We start from the raw sequence: 20,036 nt of genomic DNA, 5'->3' as shown, positions 1-20,036 counted from the left end.
GTTTGGGCTTTTTTTTGCCTGTGATTGGCGCTCCTTCGACACTAAATCCCCACAACAATGTCTCTATAGTTAGGGCTTTGGTGTATTCGAATAGATGAAGCTTCAATTTTCCGATCAAGCTGCATCATTTTTTATTAGCTCGCCAAGCGCTGAAATACTGTCAAAGCTACTATCCACAACATGCTCGATTAACTGATCTTTCACATCCTCCAAAACAATGGTTTGTTGACCTCCATCGTGTTCAATGCTCATCACCAAGTTGTCCCCTTGCAACTCAGCGTCAATTTCGGGAATGAGATCATCGACTGAATCGCTACCTGTCGCGTCTAAAATGTCACTGAACTCAAGTAAGTCTTCACCTACAGTGAACTCTTTAACCACATCGACGCTGTTATCGAGCGCTGAGTCTACCCATTCGAAAATGTTATCCGCATCGTTACCAATCAAGATCTCGTTACCTAATCCCGCAACAAAGTCAGACAATTCGGGGTCACTCAGGACTTGATAAGCCGCTGCCCCTTCCGCATTAAGCGTAACCGTCTCAACGCTACTTACTTCCCCGGTAGAGTCGACAACTTGGTAATCAAAGCTGTCTTGATTGACTTCTAGGTCACCACCAATATATCTAAGCTCCCAGCTCCCTTTCGGGTTTGAGAACTCGACTTGTTCAATGACCTGCCCAGGTGAAGAGTACGTGAATTCATAGAATAATCGCTCAACACCTGTCTCTCCGAGTTCTTTCTCGTATTCAACCGTTTCGCTGCCGCCACCAACAAAGTAAAAAACGGCTCTCACAACATTAGGGTTATCTTCTTCAAACACTGGTCCTAAACCATCTAAGCCAAATCGAACCTCTGATATTGGGTTCTGCGCAAAGTCTATGGTCAGAGTTTCATCTCGGTTAATACCACGCCCGTCACTATCACCAATCCCATACCCCACATGACTTTGCTCAGCATTGTATTGCTTGAGTGGCTTATTGTTTGGGTTATCTATCTCGACATAAATCGAGCTGCCATTGGCTAATTCGACTTCACGCCTCATTCCTCCAGAGTCTTCAACCGCGCTACCCCAGTTATAAAAACCGTCTTCAGACACTGGCGTGTCGTCATTAGGGACATCTGTGATACCAAGTAGGAATGCTTCACCTGCACCGGCAACATAACTTAAGCTGGAATGGTCAAATTGCGTTTCTCTAGATACGTCACTTTCCACAACCTTACGTGTAACGCCATCGCTATTTGTATACAGTAAAGTACCTGATGTCGGCAGTGCTTTAATCACGATATGTAAATCGACCTGGTTGTGGTTATCTTCTATGTCTGATATCCGATCTTGCGCTGCTGTCGTGGAATTGAACGTGATGGCCGTTTCTACATCACCGTATTGAATGACTCCCTCACCGTCGGCAACGCTTTGATGAGGCTCTCCAGACGCATCAACATTGAAACCTGTCGCCACAGGCACGTCATTGATACCATTAATCGCAATTTCGATGATATGTTCAGCTCCATCAGTCGAAGTGACGCTGTATCGCTCCGTAATAACTTCGCCCGTGTTTAGATGCTGAACTAGGTCATTATTCACCATATAGGTCCACAGGCCTGTCTCTGTGACAGCTAATGTACCGAGCGCACTTACGCCAGTTGAGCCTAAGGAAGTGAATACACCTGTTGGGTTAAATCGCGGTACATCGTTTAGATCATTGTCGGTAATAGTCAGGGTGCCTGTCACTTCAAGGTGATTAGACTCTTCTTCGACATCCACATCTTCAATAACACTACCTGTATCACTATCACCTTCTCCGACCGAAATCTCAGATGAGTCGTCGGCTCCATTAATAACAATCGTAATCTCGCTTGTAGTTCCGTCCGAGGCAGTAATGACATAAGTTTCAGTCACTGACTCACCTTCCCCTAAGTATTGCACGTCATCATTATTGACGTTGTAAATCCAGCTACCACTTGGAGCAATCGAGAGCTCACCGAGCTGGGTCGTATTGGTAGACTTGCCCGCGTCGAGTCCGCTATTGGGTAAAAAGGTAGGCGTTGTGCTATCGACATCGATAATGGTGACCTCACCAGATGTCTGTAACTTGCTAATCTCTTCATTAATACCGATATCTTCGGTCACGCTTCCTGACCCGTTGGTCGCGATAGCTCGGTCATCAGTGCCCACTATGGTCACCGTTATTCTTTGTTCAACACCGTCGGAAGTTCGAACTATCGTGGAATCTTGTGTCTGTTGACCAATACCTAGCTCATTAAAAGAGTTGTTTGCCAAAAAGGTCCAAGTACCGTCAGCATTCACAGTAAAAGTACCTAAGCCATTTTCACCAACGACCTCTTGCTCAATAAAAATAACTTCTAGCTTATCTAGTGTTAGTGAGCCACTTGCTTCTATGGGTTGATCTTGCTCCAACTCAACAGCGTTGGTTTCACCAGACACAAGTGTTAACGCGATGATGTCAAATAGCGTCAGTGACTGAGTGACGGATAGCCCTTGAGATTCAAAGCCTGACGTTTCAAAGTCAGTTTCTGCCTGGCTTTCTGTACCTGTTCGTTCAATCCGACTACTGTTAGTCAGGCTCGATCCTTGGTCACCTGCGGCAGTATCAAACTCATCACCTAACTCAGTTGGATCAAAGCCATCCTCTATTGCACGTTCGACTTGTGCGATTGCGTCATCAATCTCCAACTCACTCTGTTGTCCTTGGCTATCAACGAATCGTGCCGAAACACTTGGCACATTCTCTTCGTTCTCGGCAACATTAACCACGACATCACTCGAGGCTGGTTGTTCGCCCGGTGCTAATTGACGCAATCTACCCTGAGCGTCAAGCACAATAGTGCCGCGAGCAAGGCCTAGAATATTAAGGTTCACACTACCCATAACTCAGTTCCTACTTCAGCCCAAAACCAACCACACACGCGCTAAATCCACCCAGGGATGTGGTTGCTTCACTCCATAAATTCAGTAGTGCCACTATTGATAATCAAGCCAGTAAGAGCTAGCGATTGGAGCTAATATCAAATTGTTCAACAGCAATAGCCACTTACAGGCAAAAATAAGCCTTCAAACTTCGCATTTTTTTACAGATGTCCTAAGCTTCGATTAGTACACTTCTCTCAATTCAACGGGGAACATTGGTTGAGAAAAAGAGGAGGCAATTAGAGTAGAAGGAGAGCTAGTTTGAGATTGTTCAAATTACCCATAATGTATTGCTTAGTCATCACCACACCGCTCGCCGCTCAAACCTTGGAACAGGCTGTCGCTATCACTTTGGCAACCAACCCCGAGATAAAAAGTATCTTTAACGAGTTTGAGAGCGTCAGAAAGCGGAACGATGCCTCTGGGGGTGCTTACCGACCAAGTATCGATCTAGATGCCGGAATTGGTTACGAGGGCATAAAACCCGCACCAAACAATGGCCCAGATACCGACCTCACTAGAAAAGAAGCAACGATTTCCCTCACCCAATTATTGTGGGATGGTTCGGCGACGCTCTACGATATGGATCGTACTGCTGCAGAAGCCGAATCGGTCCGGTTACAGCTATTAGCGGATGCTGAAGACAAAGCGCTTGAAGTTACACAGATTTACTTAGACGCGGTAAAAGCGACTGAGGTATTAGCTTTGTCAGAGAGTAACCTTGCTATACATAAGAAAATTTACAAAGACATCAAAAAGCGAGCAAGCTCTGGTATAGGCTCTACAGCAGACGTATCACAAGTAGAAGCAAGGATCGCAAAAGCTCACGGTAACCTACTTGCTGCACAAAACAACCTAATAGATACACATACCCAATTTAGAAGAATCGTGGGGCGAGAACCACTCGGCTTAGTCTATCCGAGAGCCGATATTTCAATGATCCCACTTTCACTGTCGGATGCACTGGTTGATGCACTCGACCAACATCCCGTCATAAAAGTCGCCAACGCGGATGTCGATTCAGCACACTTCCAATATAAACAATCAAAAGGCGTGAATTACCCAACATTCTCCATTGAAGCATCACAATCGTGGCGGGATGACGCTGGCGGTGACGAAGGTTCTAGCCAAGAAACATTGGCGATGCTCAGAATGCGATACAACCTGTACAACGGTGGCACAGACAGCGCGAACTCGGAAGCCGCCGCCTATCAACTGAATAAAGCAAAAGACTTGAGAGACAGAGCTTATCGACAAGTAGAAGAAGGGCTGCGTCTATCGTGGAGTGCATTAGATTTAACACTGCAACAAAAGAACTTCTTATCTGACCATGTGGACTCTGCATCAGAAACGGTTGTCGCTTATGGCAAACAGTACCGGATAGGTAAACGTACTCTTCTTGACGTGCTAAACACTGAGAATGAATTGTTTGAAGCTCGAAAAGATTACCTAGATGCTCATTACGCTGAGCAATATGCCAAGTATCGAGTAATGAACGCGACAGGTTCTTTATTGAACGCTCTGCTGGTTGACATTCCAGATGAGTGGACAACGGCCGTGGAGTATTGATCATGAAGATAACCTACTTACTGCTTCCTGCACTAACAATGTCACTACTCGCTTGTTCTAGCCAACAAGAGGAGGAATATATTGAGACACCCGAAGCCGAGCAAATATCCGATCTACAAGACGATGACAAAGACGGTGTCGTCAATGCGAGAGACGCCTGCACTGCAACACCTCCAGCGTCGTTAGTCGACAACGAAGGTTGTGGGGAGATCATACTTTCGGAAGAAGTTAGACAGCTCAATATACTATTTGCTAACGATTCTTACGAAGTGAACCCGATTTTCTCTGAGCAGATAGCCACCATGGTTGAGTTTTTGGAAACCTACCAAAGTGCGTCCATCGAGATTCAAGGCTACGCAAGTAAAGTTGGCTCTAGCGAATACAACTTAGAGCTGTCAAAGAAACGCGCTCACAATGTCGAAGATGAGTTGCTATCTAACGGCATAGATCCAAGCCGAGTTAGAGTCGTAGGTTACGGTGAAGATAGTTTAGAAAGTGACGGTGACGATGCAACATCACACGCTTTGAACCGCAGAGTAACCGCAACCGTGGTTGGCTTAAGCGAACAAATCGTTGAGGAGTGGACTATTTTCACCACACTTAAAAAATAGACAAAGATTCACCGATAACAGAAGGTAAAAAGATAAACCGCTATAACAAGCATAACAAGAGAAAGCCGCGATAGGATTGCCCACCGCGGCTTTTTTGTTATTTGTAGCCACATCGCTCTCGGGAATAGCTCAGTGGCTGTTGCTACTCAAGAATTAGCTTATTTCTCAGGAAGTGGCTCGACGGTTAGCCGAGCCAGTTACCGATTAAAGTTTTACTTCTTGGTGCTTAGTTTTCGGTAAAGAAATGCTTAGCAGTAAGTAACCTAAGATAGCTGCAGTCGTTGAGCCCATCAGGATACCTAATCGAGCAAGCGTATCGAAATCTGCGTTTGTAGGGCCAAATGCCAGCGATGAAATAAAGATAGACATCGTAAAGCCGATACCACATAGCACAGACACCGCGAAGATGTTCATGAAGTTCACACCTTCAGGAAGCTTAGCTACGCCTGTCTTCACAGCCCCCCAGCTAAATAGGAAGATACCCAGTGGCTTACCAATCAATAGACCTAGAGCGATACCAAGCGGTAGCATGCCTGTCAGGTTTGAAATTGAGATGCCTTCCAGTGAGATACCTGCGTTTGCAAATGCGAAGATTGGCAGAATTGCAAAAGCTACGTACGGGTGCAGTGCGTGCTCTAGGTGTTTCAATGGAGAATGTTCCCCTTTATTACCTTTAAGTGGAATCGCGAAACCGATAACCACACCAGCAAGTGTTGCGTGAACACCAGACTTCAACACTGCGAACCACAGAATTGCACCAACAATCAGGTAAGCGCTCAGTTTAGTAACATGCTTGTTGTTTAGCATGAACAGCACACCTGTCGCGATGAAGCCAACTGTAAGCGCAAGTGTTGATAAGTCACCTGAGTAGAACAATGCAATGATAACAACAACACCTAGGTCATCGATAATTGCTAGAGCTAACAGGAACACTTTCAAGCTTACCGGTACGCGGTTGCCAAGAAGTGCCATGATACCTAACGCGAATGCGATATCAGTTGCAGCCGGGATAGCCCAACCTTGAAGCGCTTCAGGGTTACTAGAGTTAAATAGCACGTAAATAAGTGCAGGAGCCAACATACCACCTACCGCAGCGATAGCTGGGAAGATAGCAGTTTCTTTAGACTTTAATGCGCCTTCTAAAAGCTCACGTTTAACTTCTAAGCCAATAAGAAGGAAGAAGACAGCCATTAAGCCATCGTTGATCCAGTGAGACACTGACATACCAAGAACGTAACTGTGCAGGACGCCCTGGTACATTTCGTTCAGTGGTGAGTTTGCTACAAACATTGCGATCGCCGCAGCGATAACTAGGATGATGCCGCCAGCAGATTCCATTTTAAAGAAGTCACGGATGACGTCGGTCATGATTTCGCCCTTATATTTATTATTTAAATAAACGAATAACAAAGAATAGCCATGAGTTTATATCCAAGCTTTATCGATAGATAATCACTTCTTTGGATGTTTAACTTCGGTTTTTCCTACAAATACTAAACAATACGTCGTATATTCCATAATGTTGTTATGCACCTTAAATTAAGTATAGATGAGAACATTACACCTGTATGCACAATTCATTGAGTGCTAACAAAACTAGGAAATATAAAAAAAGGCTATCAAATGATAGCCTTAGGTGTTTTTTAGTAGCCGGTGAGCTGCATAAAGCCGGTCGCTTCATGACTTCCGCTAGCCCTTATTGGCCCTTCCCAATAAGGTATGACAAATGGCAGCCACATATCTCGACGTATGATGCGTGTAGTCAGATTGATATCGTGCTCAGGGACGTTGATGATCCACTGAAGCGGCATTCGTCTGCCATTCATAAGCGTTGTGTTCTGCAAAGGCTGAATCGAAATATCCGATTCCGTTAACTGGTAAACCTTACCAGAGCGAGTGGCTAATGTTCCGAACACATAAGGTAACTGCTGATTATGGCGATAGCGGCTGATACTCAGTGCTGTACCGTCATCAAAGTTAAACACAAACCAATCCCAGCCTTGCTGACCGACTCCGAGTAAGCCACTGCCCCACTCTTTATGGACCCACGCTGTGCCTTCTACTTCCTTAGCTACGCCATCAAGGTTCAGTACACCACTCAATGATAAAAACGGCGCATTAAAGTTGTAAGACGCGACAGGTAGCAGGTCATGCTTTTTCTGATAGCCGTTATCACCATTAAGTACATATGGTCCTTTTGCCACTGTATCTAATTGCAACCCAAACGTATCCGTTTGTACTTGTAGTCGACCAGGAAACGGTGTGTTCCCCAGTGAGCGCCAATTCCAATTATCAATCCAAATTCTAAATGGACGACTGGTCATTCCGGCTTGGCCAATGCCACCACGAGCCATTCGCTGCTCTTTCCACACTTTGGATTTAGAAGAGATCACCACATTCGAGATGTAAACTTGTGGACTCTGCCATCCCGGAGTTTCACGCTCATCCGTTGCAATGCGGAAAAAGCTCCACTGAACCGAATACTCTTTGCCATCGTCGCCTTTCAAAGACGCAAAATAGTGCCACCATTCGTGCTGAAATTCTGGGTGGAACTTGAAGTCTCGTGGAAGTGATACACCTCGGTCAGGCAACACTGGCTCGAAAACATTGAAATGTTCACTGACCAACACTGAGTTGACCTCGTTGACTCCTTTCTCGCCAGGGTCGACAAAATAGGAATAGTAACCCCAGACACTCAAAAAGATGCCGAAGAAGCCGATCAACAACAGGGATGATAAAAATCGATGTCTTAACTTGGTTGAGCCATTCCTTAGAAACATATTAAAGCGCGTCTCTTAGCGATTTCATCGGTGTGTTCCGAATCATTCTCATCACTGGTAAAGCACCAGCTAACATTAATGCTGCCATTGCCCAAGCAAATATCTCGAAGTAGTCCCAAGGGAGCACTCGTAGCTCAAGTGACCAGCCAAAAGACTGCTTAATAACGATATCAACTATCAAGTTCGCCAACGCTAAGCCAAGTGGAACTGCGATTAACGAAGAGATAAGCCCAAACACAAACAGCTGTAAACTACCGGTAAGGAGCAACTCTTTCGCCGATACGCCTAAACATCGTTGCAGCGATATATGCCTCTGTCTTGAGACCTCACCAGCGACCGTCGCAAAGAAAATACCAAATACGGCGATTACCAAGGTAATGTTACCCAAGGTATCTGCAATAGCGAAGGTTCTATCAAACACTCGCATCGCTTGGCTATGAATATTGTTGTTATCGAATATGCGCTCAGAGCCCAGTCTAAATACACTTTCCAACCGGCTTCTAAGCCCTATTGCACTCACATCATCTTTTAGTATGACGCCAAGCCCTACATTACCTCGACCTGCAAAACCGTATAACCAGTTTCGATGTGACATCATCACTTGGTGGTAAGGGTTGCCATAATCGTAATACACACCGACAACCTGCCATCCAGAGCCTAGGTTATCGTAGAGATCAATGTAATCCCCAGGGCGAATCCCTAGTTTGAGTGACATGGATTCACTGATCAACACACCTTTAGAGTGGTGTAAGTGATACCAATAATTCGGGATGCCGAGTTTGATCGTTAATGCTTCAAGCTCCCCCTCTGAAGGCCCTGTACTCACCACTTGAATACTGCCTACTGGAGAAGCGACATCTTTTTCCCAACGCCACCACACAGAGTCGACTTCTGGCTGCTCTGACAACCAGTTACTCATACGTGCTGCTGCGTTGTTTGTCGGGTATATATAGAGGTCAGCCGCTAATCGCTGTGTTAACCATTTGTCCGTGGTGTCTCTGAAACTACCAACCATGGTTTCTACCCCAATGTTCGCGGTTAACGCCAACATAAAGGCCATAGTCGCGACACCGCGGTAACTCATGCTAGATGCAGCATCAGCAAAGAACCAGCGAGCACGAACCCAACGCAATGAGTAAGAGAGGCTGTTGAATAGCTTCCACATCAAAAACGGTGTAAACAGAGCCACGCTCACCAGCATTAAAGCAATGATGGCAAAACCAGACTCTTGAGTTTGTGGCGCTTGATAAACCGCAACAGCAGCAACCAGGAAACCACAACCAATCAAAGCTTGCCAAGTGAACTCAGTCCCCGCAAAACGCATCAGAGATAAGCGAGAAGACAAACGAATAGGCTGAGATTTAAGTAAGCGAACCAACGGCCATGCACACGCTAAGAAAGCACCAATCAACGCCATCATGAAGCTGTAACCGCTCCAACTCCAATTCCAGTCAATCGTTAAGCCAACATTGGCGTCATATAAGTCGCCAAGGCTTGAAGATACCGCAGGTAACAGTTGGTTAGCCAACATCACGCCAAATACATTGCCGCAGATCCAGCTCAGTAAAACCAGAATCAATAGCTCTAGACATAGCGCTTTAGTGAGCTGCCAACCCGATACACCGGTTTGTCGTAAGATCCCCACTAACGGCTGACGCTGGATAAATGATAACGACATCGCTTGGTAGAAAATAAACAAACCTACGACAAATGACAGCATTCCCATCGCCTTGAGGTTCAAGTGGAACGCATTAGTGAGTGACTCAAGTTCCGCTTTAGAGCTGCGCGAAATCGTCAAGCCATTCGGTAGCATATTCTTAAGTCGTTCAAACTTTTCGGTAGACATGTCTGAACACGCAATCACCGACAGGCCAGCGCTGCGTTTCAGCATTCTAAGTAGCGAGATATCGGCAATCAGCCTAGTGCCATCAATGATGTTGTTTTGATCAACCATTAATGGGCCAAGTTCAGAACCATCCATAAGGTGGATATGGTCGCCGTTCTTCCACTTCATGTGTTCAGCAAGATCGTCGCTCACAAGGATTGGGTAAGGCGGTTTCATCAGGTTCAACGTATTAAGATCTTTTAACGCCACGCCAGGTTGCAGTTGAAGCATCGAAACAGGGTCGATACCAATCAACATAAAGTTCGCGCCATTTTCATCAGTGATACGATGATGGTCAAAAGGAGAGCACTGTTGAAAGCCTTCACGGCGAAGCTGGATGTAAAAACCTTGCGGAATTTTATTGGCGTTGTGTTTTGGTCGAATACGGTAAGGAAGAGGATTCGAAAAGAGTTTTTCGCCATGCGCATAACTTTGCTTAGCGTGTTGGTTGATAGCAGTAACACCAACCAATAGTGATACGCCAAGAGTTAAGCCTAGCCATACCAGGATAATTTGTAGAGGGTAACGTCGATAGTGACCGAGTAGCGCCTTAACTACGGGCCATAACATGCAGCTGTCCTCCTTGTAGGCGGATCCGGCCGTCCATGTGTAGGGCAACTTTTTCACTGTGCGTTACCAACAGTAGTGTACATTCTAATTGGCGAGCTAAAGAAGTCAGCAAGCGCATTACCGCTTCGGCGTTACGCTCGTCTAGGCTACCTGTCGGTTCATCAGCCAATAAGATTTTTGGTTCCATATACAAAGCTCTAGCGATCGCGGCACGTTGTTGCTGACCACCTGATGCTTCCTCTGGATAACGACCAAGCAGAGGCATAAGGTCTAAAGCAGAAAGAATCTGTCTCCATAAACCTTTATCTTCAGGTAAGCCTTTTAGTTGACGGCAAAAACGGATGTTATCTGCGATATTCAACGTTGGTAATAAGTTGAACTGCTGGAAGATATGACCAATATTGTTTCGACGATAAGCGGTACGTTCACGCTCGGTAGAATCGTGCATATTGAAATTAGGAAAAACGATTTCGCCAGAGTCAGCGAGATCCAAACCTGCAATGAGGTTGAGCAGAGTACTTTTTCCTGAGCCGCTTTCGCCCATTAATGCGAGTTGGTCACCTTGATTCAATGTCAGTTCAGCACCTTGCAAAACAGGGTGGAACTCCCCCCCATCAACATAGCCTTTACATAGGTCTGACAGCTTTAACATTCAACAGCTCGCATTAGTTAGAATTTGGAAGGAGAATCTACACTAATTCCCTGTTAGGAGGAAGTATTTTGAAAGATAGATCACATGCCAACGATAAAGTGATGCGATTGATGCGCCTTACTTCAACTTCCTATCAAGTTTTTAATCCATTTTCTTGTTTTCATGCGATACAGCGAACCGCTCCACTTAATCACCTCTTCAGTGAGGAAAAGTAAGTACACCCACTCGGGTGGAAATTTAAAGTAGATAGCCGCAATAGCCGCTAACGGAATACCAATCACCCACTGTGCTATCAGGTCTTGGTAAAGGCAGAACTTAACATCGCCACCCGCTCTCAACACACCAACAATTACAGTCATCGGAATTGAGCGAATAACAATGCCGACACTAAGGATCAGAATAAACTTCTCAGAAAGTGCTCGGGTTTCTTCCGTTAACGCACTAAACGCGTTCAAGATTGGTGTTTGCACAAAGTAGAGGAAAATCGCGACCACAATACTGGTTAAGAAGCACAGGATAGTAATACCGAGCGCTTGGTAATAAACCGCTTCGTTGTTCTTGGCGCCGAGTTGGTTCCCCACCAATACCGCAGCTGCGTTCGACATCCCTATCAATAAGCTCAACGAGATAGATTCAACAGGTGTCATCACCGAAAGCGCCGCTAAGCCTTGCACACCGGATTGTCCCATGATGGCGTGATAAGCAAACAACCCACCAGCCCAAGCCAAGAAGTTGAAAGTTGTTGGCAGGGATAGCTTCAAGAAGCGCACGACTTTATCGACTGTTGCAGCAGCTTTTATGTCACGGAACTTGAAAGCAAGTAAGTGTTTAGAGAAATAGAGGTAACCAAACAAGGTCGCCACTTCGATAGCGCCACTTAATACCGTGGCTATCGCGGCACCTTTGATGCCAAGAGCTGGAAAACCTAGGTTACCGAAGATCAGCACCCAGTTTAAAAACACGTTGGACAAGATACCGATACCACTGAAGAAGGTACTTAGCCCAGGTTTGTGCATCGCTCGTAAGCCAACGGCCATGCTGCTAACGCACGACACCGCCAACATACTAAAAGAGGTAATGACGATGTATTCAACACCTAAGCTGATCACTTCTTGAGAATCGGTCGTCACACCCATAATTTGAGTAGGGAAAGAGACAAAGAAGGCAATAGTCAAAAGAGCAAACAGGGTCGAAACCAACCAGGTTAATGCCGTACTTTCCCTTACCCCTTGCCTATCACCAGCTCCCCAATACTGAGCAGTAAGCAAAGCACCACCAGTGGTCACACCCACCAGCATAATAGTCGTCACAAACATCGCACGGCTGGCGACACCAACCGCAGCAATATCTGCTTCGCCAAGTTGACCTAACATCAGCACATCCACCAAGCCTCGGCTTGAAAACATGATGCTCTGCAAGGTGATTGGCAAAGCAATAGCAATCAGCCTGCGAACAAAGTCGCCGCGTGTATGATGGATAATTGAAGAGAGCAGCATAGGCACACCTGAACGGAACGTGTTGATGAATATAGGTAAATATCACGCTATTATATCAATGTTCGGTTTTTAACCACAGATATAAATGGAGTAACGATGAAGAAAGTACTGGTTTTAGGCGCTTCTGGATATGTTGGTTCACAGCTGCTTCCTCTGCTGCTAGAACAAGGTTATCAAGTAACCGCTGCAGCAAGGCACATCGACTACTTAAAAGCGCGAACCGAGCCTCATGAGAATTTATCACTCGAATTTCTCGACCTGGCTGACCAAGCGGCAACACAAGCTTTAGTCCCTGATTTTGACCTCATCTTCTTCCTTGTCCATGGTATGGCGGAAGGTCATGATTTCATTGACTACGAGTTAAGCCTGGCCCGTAACTTTGTCTCCGCACTTGGCCCTAAAAATCAACACATCATCTACTTAAGTTCACTTCAGCCTCAAACCGGCGATTCTGAGCATCTTCAAGCGAGAAAGAAAACCGGAGAAGTGCTTCGTAAAGGATCGGTTCCCGTTACTGAGCTTCGAGCTGGCGTCATCATCGGCCCGGGTTCAGCGGCCTTTGAGATAATGCGAGACTTCGTTTACAACCTACCAATCATGATTGCGCCGAAATGGGTTGACTCGAAAGCTAACCCTATCGCATTGAAAAACCTCAATCACTACTTACTAAAGCTTGCGCAAGATACCCCAAGCGACAACCAGACCTTTGAGGTTGGCGGTCCAGATATCGTCTCTTATCGCAATCAATTCGCGCATATCGCTAAAACTGCCGACCGTCCACTTAGATTATGGGCAACTTCCCTACTTACGCCTAAAATTGCCTCTTATTGGCTTGGCGTGGTGACCTCTGTCCCTTCCAACATAGGGAGAGCATTGCTCGCAGGTTTAAAGCATAATTTCATAGCTAACTCGACCACCATCCAAGAAAAGTACCCGCAAAAGCTCGTGTCGTTCGAGAGCATGGTTGAACAAGCGATTCATGCTGAGGGTAACTTCGTAAAAAGTAATGTGTGGGGCTTTGATAAAACCGCCTTTAAACGCTGGCAAGCGGGATACGGTTACTATCCGAAAAAGACAGGTGCAAGTATCACGTCGACTGCCTCGCTAGAATCGCTTTGGCACGTAGCTCAACAGATTGGAAGCCCTAAACAGGGTTACTTCTTCGCTAACGTTTTATGGCGCACAAGGGAGTGGTTAGATCTTCTCTTTGGTGGTGGAGTGCCCGTTCGACAAATGCCAGAAGGGCCAAAACTAAAAGTAGGCGACAAAATTGACTCATGGAAAGTGATTCGCTGTGAAGAGAACCAATTCTTATCGTTGCTGTTCGGGATGAAAGGTCCGGGCTTAGGGCGACTAGAAATCACGGTTTCTGATAACGGAGACACACGTGAATTAAACATCACCGCTTGGTGGCACCCTAAAGGCTTTCTGGGGTTACTGTATTGGTTCGCAATGATGCCTGCTCATCTGTTTATCTTTAAAGGCATGGTAAAAGCGATAGAGAAGCAAGCGAGAGAATAGATGAGAGATGCGAGTAACGGGATGCGAAGAGATTCAAAGCAGATGAGCGGCTCGAGTGGCTACAGGCGCTATGAGAAGCAAAAAAAAAAGAGCGGATAATTCCGCTCTTCGTATCTCTAATCTTGTATCTAGCCGTTAGCCAACAAAGCTAATTGGAATCTCAGCCAATTGGTTGCCTTGGTTAGCTGGGTACACGATGTATTCACCGTGGTACTTCACAGCAGACTTGTAGTCAGTCACTTTGTGAAGCATGAAACCCGCTTCCATTGCTGCTTGGATAAACTCAGCGTGGTTACCACGAACAAACCAGTTCATCGGCTTAACCATCAACTCACCGTCGAAAGAGTCATCACACTGCTTACCACATAGCGCGAATGAGTGCTCACCATCGGTAAAGAACTGAATTTTGCCACCCGTGGTTAACTCATCTTCACTCGATACGCTCCAACCCATCTCGTACATTTTGTCCATAAAGGCTTCAACGTCGCTGTCTTTTAGTGCTTTAGGCTCTTCACCTTCTGGGAAGAACTGAGCGTAAAACGCTGAGATTCGCTTAAACGTAAAAGTTAAATCAGAGTTGTTACCCTTTGAACGGCCTTGCTTTTGCCAGCGAACCAAATCAGGCACAACAACGCGATCATACGCTTGTGCTTTGATTGCTTTAGTCACCCAGCGAACAAGGTATAGGTTGTTTGCGATAGGTGCGTCAATCGCTTTACCTGACTTGTGTAACGCGTCAAGCTCACCAAGTGCGGTGTTCACAAGCTTCTGAATTTCAATATAGTATTTTGACATTATGCCTTCTTTCCTAATGTCCAATATAGTAATGCTGACAGTATTGCACATGCTGCCATCACCATAGCCATTGGCCCTGCAGTATCACTTGGTAGCATTGCGACAATTGCTCCAACCACAGAACCAGTACCAAATCTTAATGTGCCCGCGAGTGATGATGCCGTACCTGCCATATTCGGATACCCGCTTAGCAGCAGCGCCATTGAGTTACTACCAATGGTAGACAGTGTGCCGATAAACAGCATCACGAATGGCACAATGCCCCACAAGCCAATATCTAACGACCAGCCGACCAACAAACCTAAACCTGCGAACAACTGAATGGTTAAACCCACTCGAAGCATCACGTGAGAGCCGACTTTCTTCACGATTCGGCCATTAATGCTCGTCATCAAGATCATTGCAACGATGTTCAAGCCAAACAGGTAACCAAATAAGTCTGGGCGAACACCGTAGATGTCGATGTAAACAAACGAACCAGCGGTTAAGAATGCGAACATTCCCGAGAAAGAAAATGCACCCGAAAAAATCAAGCCCATTGCCGTTGGGTTTTTACATAAACGAGCGTAGTTACGAATCGTCGTTTTGAAACGCAGTGGTTGTCGGTTTTCTGCCGGTAGCGTCTCAGGGATCTTCATCGATACCGCTAGAATGACGATCACTGCAAAGATAGCCAGTACCCAGAAAATTGAGCGCCAACCAAACCACAATGCCAAGTAACCACCAATCATTGGTGCGATAAGTGGTGCAACCGTCATAACCAAGGTTACGAAAGACATGGTTCTTGCAAAATCTTCACGATCAAACATGTCACGTACAACCGCTTGGATGATTACCGCTGCCGCTGCGCCTGCAAAACCTTGTGCAGTACGAACGTAAGTCAGCGCTTCAATGCCGTGGGTTGTAGCACTCACCACAGAAGCAATCGCAAACAAGAACACACCAATCAAGAGTACAGGCTTACGTCCATAGCTATCAGCTAATGGGCCATGCAGCAGCTGACCCAACGCAAAGCCTGCGGTGTAAGCCGTTAGCGTTATCTGTACTTCACCCGCCGTCACACCAAGATCTTTGGCAATGGTCGGCATCGCAGGCAAGTACATATCGATCGCGAGCGGCGTCAATGCACCAATCGCACCGAGAATCAAAAATAGTACTAAGCCTAATTGAGGAGTTTCTGGTTGAGAGCTTGGGCTCTGTGGGGTAGATGTCTGCATGGTTCTCCGAATGTTTAACTGATAAAACTAGGACCAGCGTGAACACGCAAGTCAAAAGATTGGCTGAGACTTTCCTAGTACCAGTCAACATCATCAGCCGACGCTATCCTTGGTCGGTTTTGCAACGAGAGCGCTATAAATTAATAGCTAAAGGTTACTTCCAGATAGAATCAACTTCTTCTTGCGTTAGGTAACGGTACTCACCTAGCTCAAGAGATTCGTCCATCTCGATTTCACCAATACGTTCACGGTGTAGTGCTTCAACCTTGTTACCAAGTGCTGCAAACATGCGTTTTACTTGGTGGTATTTGCCTTCGTGAATCGTTAATAGCACTTCACGCTCTGCACGCACTTCAAGGTGCGCGGGAAGTGTTAGGCCATCTTCGCTCTTAAGCTGGATGCCCTCTTTGAATTTTTCAACGTAGTCTGGTTCTACTGGATCAACCAACCACACACGGTACATCTTTTCGCACTTGTGTTTTGGTGCGGTAATACGGTGAGACCATTTACCGTCATCAGTGATCAGTACTAGACCTGTAGTATCAACGTCTAGACGACCTGCAAAGTGCAGCTTGTCCATTTTGATTTCATCAAGCAATTCAAATGCGGTGCGATTTGAGCCATCTTCATGCGAACAAACAAAGCCTTCTGGCTTATACAACATAATGTAACGTGGGCCTTGAACACGAAGTTCATTGCCTTGCCATTCCACAACACACTCTTCAGTTACTTTAACTGAACCGCTTTTTTGCATGACATCATTTACTGTCACAGTCTTTGTTTTTAATAATTGTGTTGCTTCTTTTCGAGTAATGCCTAGTGCATCGCACAGAAATTTATCTAAACGCATGAATACCTCAACTAATCTAAGTCGGGTATTATAGTCACCTTTGCTCGATTAGTTGAGCTATTTCACACTATTTGTTCTCCATTTTACAAGACGCGATATGTATACACTCCGCCCATACCAAGCAGACTCAGTAAAATCAGTCATTCATTACTTCAGAAAACACCAAACTCCGGCTGTTCTCGTGCTACCGACAGGGGCAGGAAAAAGCTTGGTTATTGCCGAGTTGGCAAGGCTTGCGAAAGGTCGCGTATTGGTACTTGCACACGTGAAAGAGCTAGTTGAGCAAAACCATGAAAAGTATGAAGGTTATGGGTTAAAAGGCTCCATTTTCTCTGCAGGATTAGGCCGAAAAGAGACCGACCAACAAGTGGTATTCGCATCAGTTCAATCTGTAGTTCGCAACCTCGACTCATTCTCTAACCAATTTTCACTTTTGGTTATCGATGAATGCCACCGAGTACCCGATGAAAAGAACAGTAGCTATCAGAAAGTGATCACTCACTTGCGTGAAAATAATTCTGGCATCAAGGTGCTTGGCTTAACGGCAACCCCTTATCGCTTAGGCATGGGGTGGATTTACCAATACCACACTCGTGGGCAAGTGCGCTCGGAAGAACCAAGATTCTTTAGAGACTGTATCTTTGAGTTACCGATTCGCTACCTGCTCGACGAAGGCTTCTTAACACCAGCTCGCATGATAGATGCTCCAGTATTGAGTTATGACTTCTCACAATTAAAACCCGCGAGCACGGGTCGATACAAAGAAGCCGAACTTGATATGGTGATCGAACAATCAAAACGAGCGACACCACAAATTGTCGATCAGATCATTCACCTCGCCCAAGACAAACTGGGCATCATGGTGTTTGCAGCCACCGTTCGACACGCTCAAGAGATCCTAGGCTTACTACCCGAAGGTGAAGCCGCGATTGTCATTGGTGACACGCCAACACTCGAGCGTGACCAAATCATCAATGGTTTCAAAGAACGAAAAATCAAATTCCTGGTCAACGTGTCGGTTTTAACCACTGGCTTTGATGCACCGCATGTCGATTTGATCGCGATTCTTCGCCCAACCGAATCCATCAGTTTGTATCAACAAATCGTTGGCCGGGGTCTGCGTTTATCTCCGGGCAAAAAAGAGTGTTTGGTGCTCGATTACGCAGGTAACAGCTATGATCTTTACCAACCAGAAGTCGGCGACCCTAAGCCAGACTCAGACAGTGAAATCATCACCATCCCCTGCCCAGCTTGCGGCTTCAATAACAACTTCTGGGGCAAGCTAGACAGCAACGGCTTCTTACTTGAGCACTTTGGCCGCAAATGCCAAGGCTACTTTACCGATGAAGACACAGGTGAGAGAGAACACTGCAACTATCGCTTCCGCGCTAAATACTGTGGCGAGTGTGGCGCCGATAACGACATCGCGGCCCGTATTTGTCATGAATGTGACGCTACCTTAGTAGACCCAGACAAAAAGTTAAAAGAGGCACTCAATCTAAAAGATGCTTTGGTGTTTGAGTGTTTAGAGATGGACCTTAATGTACTTAAGGACGACAAAGGCAAATCGCAACTTAAAGTCACCTACCGAGGTGAAAACCAAGCGCAAGTCCATGAGTTTTGGTCACTGACCACCAAGAAGCAAAAGCAGAACTTTAAAGATCAGTTTGTTCGCCCTCACCTTGCAGATAGACACAGACCTTTTGAGGAAGCGTCACCGTCAAAAGTGGTTGCTCACCAACATAGGTTCCGCCCACCACAATTCGTGATTGCACGTAAAGTTGGTCGCTTTTGGAAAATGAGAGACAAAATATTCGAAGACGAGCTTCAACAACGTTAATCATTACGGTCTTAACACTTGTGGTTAGTCTCCGTGATGTATTGAAGCTCTCATCGTCAAATTTTTAGGTATCAATTTCTCATTATTAATCAGGTTCACTTTCTGTTCAGAATTACTTTTTTATACTGAACGCTATCAACCTTCTCTAGGATTCGCTATGTTTAGTAAAGCTATGATTTCTTTGTTTTCTATAAGCTTAGGCTTATTTGTTTCTGCTGGCGCATGGGCTGACTCACACCATAATGGTCATGAATTAGTGCAGGACGTTCATAAGGCAGGAACCCGCATTGAATTTGAAGAAGACCAAGACGAGGTCTACGAAGCAGTTCGAGAAGGTTATATTCGCCCTTTCTCTGAGATGTATGCAGCGGTAGAAAACGACCTTCATGGCCGAATCATTAAAGTCGAACTAGAAGAAGATGATGATATTTGGGTGTATGAATTAAAAATTAACTACCAAAACAACATCATCAAAGTTGAATACAACGCCGAAACATTAGAAATGCTAAAGATTGAAGGCCGCAACTTTAAAAACGCTATTAAACACGGCGATTAATTTAGCGCGACAATTAATTTACCGCGACTAATAGCTAAACACGGCAAATAGTTAAGCACAACGAACAGTCATTACAAAAATTAAGAAGAACAATTATGAAAATTTTAGTCGTTGAAGACGAACCTCGTTTGGGCCAACAGATTATTGAAACACTTGAGGGGGCTGACTGGGTTCCAGAACTTTCTCAAGATGGTATCGACGCTCTTTATCGCGCGACATCAGAAGAGTGGGATGCGATTGTTCTCGACTTAGGTCTACCTAAGCTTGATGGCCTAACCGTTTTAAAAGGCATTCGAGACGAAAACATCAACACGCCGGTGATTATCCTAAGTGCTCGTGACACCCTAACCCAACGTGTTGAAGGCTTAAACGCAGGCGCTGACGATTACCTAACTAAGCCATTCGAAATGGTCGAGCTGATTGCCCGTATTCGCGCACAACTTCGCCGTGCGTCGGGCAGCGCAGCACCCGTTCTTCAAATTGGTGATTTAAGCTTGGACACTCGCAGTTCAAAAGTGTTGTGGCAAGGCCAAGCAGTCAGCCTAACGGCACTAGAATATAAGGTTGTCGCGTACTTCATGCACAACCAAAATAAGGTTATCTCACGCACTGAACTGGTTGAGCATATCTACAAACAAGACTTCGACCGCGATTCAAACACGGTTGAGGTATTTATTGGTCGTATTCGTAAGAAAATCGCACCAAAGATCATCAAAACCGTGCGTGGCCTTGGCTACCAACTGAATGCTGAATAAGTCTCTAT

The 20,036-nt window shown here is 45.6% G+C and carries 15 protein-coding genes; 6 read left to right on the top strand and 9 right to left on the bottom strand.

Annotation, left to right across the window (positions count from 1 at the left end; translation table 11 throughout):
• Positions 1-114: 114 nt before the first annotated feature.
• Entirely contained in the window at positions 115-2,892 is a 2,778-nt protein-coding gene (locus BTO10_RS12370) for a VCBS domain-containing protein (RefSeq protein ID WP_105024695.1), read from the bottom strand.
• A gap of 300 nt (positions 2,893-3,192) precedes the next feature.
• On the opposite strand from BTO10_RS12370, the gene BTO10_RS12365 reads away from it, so the two are divergent.
• The gene (locus BTO10_RS12365) at positions 3,193-4,500 is read left to right on the top strand and encodes a TolC family outer membrane protein (protein ID WP_105024694.1); all 1,308 of its coding nucleotides are present in this window, start codon (positions 3,193-3,195) and stop codon (positions 4,498-4,500) included.
• Positions 4,500-5,111 carry an OmpA family protein gene (locus tag BTO10_RS12360; protein WP_080566573.1) on the top strand — a complete coding sequence of 204 codons (612 nt, stop codon included), beginning with the start codon at positions 4,500-4,502 and terminating at the stop codon, positions 5,109-5,111. The genes BTO10_RS12365 and BTO10_RS12360 overlap by 1 nt, the downstream gene beginning before the upstream one ends.
• A gap of 204 nt (positions 5,112-5,315) precedes the next feature.
• Here the strand turns inward: BTO10_RS12360 and nhaA are convergent, their stop codons facing one another.
• The 5 genes from nhaA to BTO10_RS12335 form a co-directional block, all read right to left on the bottom strand.
• Entirely contained in the window at positions 5,316-6,479 is a 1,164-nt protein-coding gene (gene nhaA / locus BTO10_RS12355) for a Na+/H+ antiporter NhaA (protein ID WP_105024693.1), read from the bottom strand.
• Positions 6,480-6,754: 275 nt separating this feature from the next.
• Entirely contained in the window at positions 6,755-7,891 is a 1,137-nt protein-coding gene (locus tag BTO10_RS12350) for a lipocalin-like domain-containing protein (RefSeq protein ID WP_105024692.1), read from the bottom strand.
• 1 nt (position 7,892) lies between these two features.
• The gene (locus tag BTO10_RS12345) at positions 7,893-10,346 is read right to left on the bottom strand and encodes an ABC transporter permease (RefSeq protein ID WP_105024691.1); all 2,454 of its coding nucleotides are present in this window, start codon (positions 10,344-10,346) and stop codon (positions 7,893-7,895) included.
• Complete coding sequence (locus tag BTO10_RS12340; protein WP_004741308.1) at positions 10,327-10,998, bottom strand: ABC transporter ATP-binding protein; 672 nt, start codon at positions 10,996-10,998, stop codon at positions 10,327-10,329. Before BTO10_RS12340 ends, BTO10_RS12345 begins: the two co-directional genes overlap by 20 nt.
• Positions 10,999-11,120: 122 nt before the next feature.
• A complete protein-coding gene (locus BTO10_RS12335) occupies positions 11,121-12,494 on the bottom strand; it encodes an MATE family efflux transporter (RefSeq protein ID WP_004741309.1) in 1,374 nt (457 codons plus the stop codon).
• A gap of 96 nt (positions 12,495-12,590) precedes the next feature.
• Between BTO10_RS12335 and BTO10_RS12330 the strand changes: the two genes are divergently transcribed.
• Positions 12,591-14,015, top strand: coding sequence for a DUF2867 domain-containing protein (locus BTO10_RS12330; protein ID WP_004741310.1), 1,425 nt, complete (start codon positions 12,591-12,593; stop codon positions 14,013-14,015).
• A gap of 135 nt (positions 14,016-14,150) precedes the next feature.
• Here the strand turns inward: BTO10_RS12330 and BTO10_RS12325 are convergent, their stop codons facing one another.
• The 3 genes from BTO10_RS12325 to rsuA form a co-directional block, all read right to left on the bottom strand.
• Entirely contained in the window at positions 14,151-14,810 is a 660-nt protein-coding gene (locus BTO10_RS12325) for a DUF2913 family protein (RefSeq protein WP_004741311.1), read from the bottom strand.
• On the bottom strand, positions 14,810-16,027 hold the full coding sequence (locus BTO10_RS12320) for a Bcr/CflA family multidrug efflux MFS transporter (RefSeq protein ID WP_105024690.1): 1,218 nt from the start codon (positions 16,025-16,027) through the stop codon (positions 14,810-14,812). The genes BTO10_RS12325 and BTO10_RS12320 overlap by 1 nt, the downstream gene beginning before the upstream one ends.
• A gap of 154 nt (positions 16,028-16,181) precedes the next feature.
• Positions 16,182-16,877, bottom strand: coding sequence for a 16S rRNA pseudouridine(516) synthase RsuA (rsuA, locus tag BTO10_RS12315; RefSeq protein ID WP_004741313.1), 696 nt, complete (start codon positions 16,875-16,877; stop codon positions 16,182-16,184).
• A 97-nt stretch (positions 16,878-16,974) separates the two neighbouring features.
• On the opposite strand from rsuA, the gene BTO10_RS12310 reads away from it, so the two are divergent.
• The 3 genes from BTO10_RS12310 (at position 16,975) to BTO10_RS12300 (ending at position 20,028) form a co-directional block, all read left to right on the top strand.
• The gene (locus BTO10_RS12310) at positions 16,975-18,717 is read left to right on the top strand and encodes a DEAD/DEAH box helicase (RefSeq protein WP_105024689.1); all 1,743 of its coding nucleotides are present in this window, start codon (positions 16,975-16,977) and stop codon (positions 18,715-18,717) included.
• A 157-nt stretch (positions 18,718-18,874) separates the two neighbouring features.
• Positions 18,875-19,273, top strand: a complete 399-nt coding sequence (locus BTO10_RS12305; protein WP_004741315.1) for a PepSY domain-containing protein — start codon at positions 18,875-18,877, stop codon at positions 19,271-19,273.
• A 95-nt stretch (positions 19,274-19,368) separates the two neighbouring features.
• Positions 19,369-20,028, top strand: coding sequence for a response regulator transcription factor (locus tag BTO10_RS12300; protein WP_004741316.1), 660 nt, complete (start codon positions 19,369-19,371; stop codon positions 20,026-20,028).
• The last annotated feature ends 8 nt before the right edge of the window (positions 20,029-20,036 follow it).

Source organism: Vibrio chagasii, from assembly GCF_002954585.1.
Taxonomy (GTDB): domain Bacteria; phylum Pseudomonadota; class Gammaproteobacteria; order Enterobacterales; family Vibrionaceae; genus Vibrio; species Vibrio chagasii_A.
The sequence above is the reverse complement of the archived record's forward strand: the minus strand, read 5'-3'. Positions and strand labels throughout refer to the sequence as shown.

What these genes read in the sequence shown, in the direction of transcription:
- nhaA (WP_105024693.1), bottom strand. Translation starts at nt 6,479, where the DNA reads ATGACCGACGTCATCCGTGACTTCTTTAAAATGGAATCTGCTGGCGGC.
- BTO10_RS12310 (WP_105024689.1), top strand. Translation starts at nt 16,975, where the DNA reads ATGTATACACTCCGCCCATACCAAGCAGACTCAGTAAAATCAGTCATT.
- BTO10_RS12345 (WP_105024691.1), bottom strand. Translation starts at nt 10,346, where the DNA reads ATGTTATGGCCCGTAGTTAAGGCGCTACTCGGTCACTATCGACGTTAC.
- BTO10_RS12350 (WP_105024692.1), bottom strand. Translation starts at nt 7,891, where the DNA reads ATGTTTCTAAGGAATGGCTCAACCAAGTTAAGACATCGATTTTTATCA.
- BTO10_RS12320 (WP_105024690.1), bottom strand. Translation starts at nt 16,027, where the DNA reads ATGCAGACATCTACCCCACAGAGCCCAAGCTCTCAACCAGAAACTCCT.
- BTO10_RS12330 (WP_004741310.1), top strand. Translation starts at nt 12,591, where the DNA reads ATGAAGAAAGTACTGGTTTTAGGCGCTTCTGGATATGTTGGTTCACAG.
- BTO10_RS12325 (WP_004741311.1), bottom strand. Translation starts at nt 14,810, where the DNA reads ATGTCAAAATACTATATTGAAATTCAGAAGCTTGTGAACACCGCACTT.
- BTO10_RS12335 (WP_004741309.1), bottom strand. Translation starts at nt 12,494, where the DNA reads ATGCTGCTCTCTTCAATTATCCATCATACACGCGGCGACTTTGTTCGC.
- BTO10_RS12340 (WP_004741308.1), bottom strand. Translation starts at nt 10,998, where the DNA reads ATGTTAAAGCTGTCAGACCTATGTAAAGGCTATGTTGATGGGGGGGAG.
- BTO10_RS12370 (WP_105024695.1), bottom strand. Translation starts at nt 2,892, where the DNA reads ATGGGTAGTGTGAACCTTAATATTCTAGGCCTTGCTCGCGGCACTATT.
- rsuA (WP_004741313.1), bottom strand. Translation starts at nt 16,877, where the DNA reads ATGCGTTTAGATAAATTTCTGTGCGATGCACTAGGCATTACTCGAAAA.
- BTO10_RS12305 (WP_004741315.1), top strand. Translation starts at nt 18,875, where the DNA reads ATGTTTAGTAAAGCTATGATTTCTTTGTTTTCTATAAGCTTAGGCTTA.
- BTO10_RS12300 (WP_004741316.1), top strand. Translation starts at nt 19,369, where the DNA reads ATGAAAATTTTAGTCGTTGAAGACGAACCTCGTTTGGGCCAACAGATT.